We start from the raw sequence: 1,760 nt of genomic DNA, 5'->3' as shown, positions 1-1,760 counted from the left end.
GGGCTGGTCGCGGACCGCGCCGGGCTCGTGGCGGCGGCCGGGCCGGTGGTCGCGGGGTTCAGCGCGACCACGGACGCGCTGCACCGGATCACCGACGAGACGCTCACCGCGCTGGTGACCGCGGGGCCGACGGGGTCTGCTGCGCTCGACGAGGGGCTGCGGACGCTGCGGTCGTGGCTGGTGGCGGGCCGCGACGGCGAGCTGTTCATCGACGACGAGGCGGCGGAGCCGCTGCTGGAGGCGCTCGCGGGCCCTCCGGAGAAGGTGCAGTGCGGCGGGACGTCGATCCAGGCGTGCTGGAGCTGGTCGGCACTCGGCGTCGAGCCGCTGCTGGCGCTGACGAACCGGAGCGAGCGGCAGCTGGCCGCGACCGCGGACGGGGTGCGGCTGGTGGCCGCGCCGGGGGCCGAGGGCGGCGGCGGACGTGTGGTCCCGGTGCGCGAGGTCGCGCCGGTGGCGGGACCGGTGGTGCCGTCGAATCACGTGCTGGAGCTGGCGCGGGGCCTGCGGGCGCCCGGGGTCGAGGTGCGACGGTCGAGTCGGATCACGGTCGTGCTGACGCGGAAACGGCCGCAGCTGGACGCGGGGTTCCTGGCGCGGTCGCCGGGGGTCGTGGGTGGCGGCGTCGGGCTGGTGTCGGGGCTGAACGGGCTCGGGCGCGAGCGGGAGCAGTGGTTGCCAAGGATCGCGGAGGCGGTGCGCGGCTGGCGCGAGGGCGGGGCGCGGCTGGTGCACCTGGAGCTGGCGGACTACCGGTCGCGCGAGGAGCTGGCGCGGGTGATGGCGCTGGTGGGTCCTTGGGTGGACTCGGTGGGGATGAACGGCAGCGAGCTCGCGGGGCTCGTCGGCGACGGCGACCCGGCGACGGCGGCGACGTCGTTCGCGGCCGCGCACGGGCTGGGCCGCGTGGTCGTGCACTCGGACGGCTGGGCGCTGAGCGCGCACCGAGGTGACCCGGCGGTGGAGGCGCGGGCGCTCGCGGCCGGATCGCTGGCGGCGGCCAACCGGGCCGAGAACGGCGAGCCGCGGGGCGAGTGGAGGGTGCCGGCGGAGGCGCGGTTCGCCGTCGAGGTGCCCGCCGGTGGGCCGACGTCCGGCGGCTATCGTGCGAGCGTCGTGGCGACGCCGTACCTGACCGCTCCCCGTTCGACCATCGGGCTGGGAGACACGTTCGTCAGCGGGGACCTGCTGGTCCAGGCCGGCGTGACACACATCGATCGAGGAGAGAGTCCTTCATGAGCACCACCAGCACGCCCCAGACCCTGACCGGCCGCCGAGCCCTGGTGACCGGGGGTGGTGTCGGGATCGGCCTCGGGGTGGTCCGGCGGATGGCCGAGGCCGGCGCGCGCGTCGCGCTGACGACGCACAGCCGGTCGGCCGACGAGGTGGTGGCGGCGCTCGCGGCCGACGGGCTCGACGTCGTCGGCGTCCAGCTCGACGCGACGGACAGCGCGGCGGTGGACCGGGTCGTCGACGGGGTGGCGGAGCGACTCGGCGGGCTCGACGTGGTGGTGAACAACGCGGGCGGCCTGCTGGCGCGGACGCCGGTGGCGGAGTGCACGGACGAGCACTGGGACCGGGTGTGGCGGCTCAATGTGTCCACGGTGTTCTACGTCAGCCGCGCGGCGCTGCGGCACCTGGGTGAGGGCGGCCGGGTCATCAACATCTCGTCCCTGGCGGGGTTGAACGGCGGCGGGAACGGGTCGGGCGCGTACGCGACGTCGAAGGCGGCGGTCGACGGGTTCACCCGCGCGCTCGCG

At 76.2% G+C, this 1,760-nt stretch carries 2 protein-coding genes; both read left to right on the top strand.

Annotation, left to right across the window (positions count from 1 at the left end; all coding sequences use genetic code 11):
• Positions 1-1,239: ADP-dependent glucokinase/phosphofructokinase (locus ACTUAL_RS15330; protein WP_440900730.1), on the top strand; the 1,239-nt coding region annotated here is incomplete at its 5' end.
• Positions 1,236-1,760, top strand: a 525-nt coding sequence (locus tag ACTUAL_RS15325; protein WP_440900729.1) for an SDR family NAD(P)-dependent oxidoreductase, incomplete at its 3' end; no start/stop codon positions are given. The genes ACTUAL_RS15330 and ACTUAL_RS15325, both read left to right, overlap by 4 nt.

Source organism: Actinosynnema sp. (genome assembly GCF_052038725.1).
This window is presented reverse-complemented; position numbering and strand designations above follow the sequence as displayed.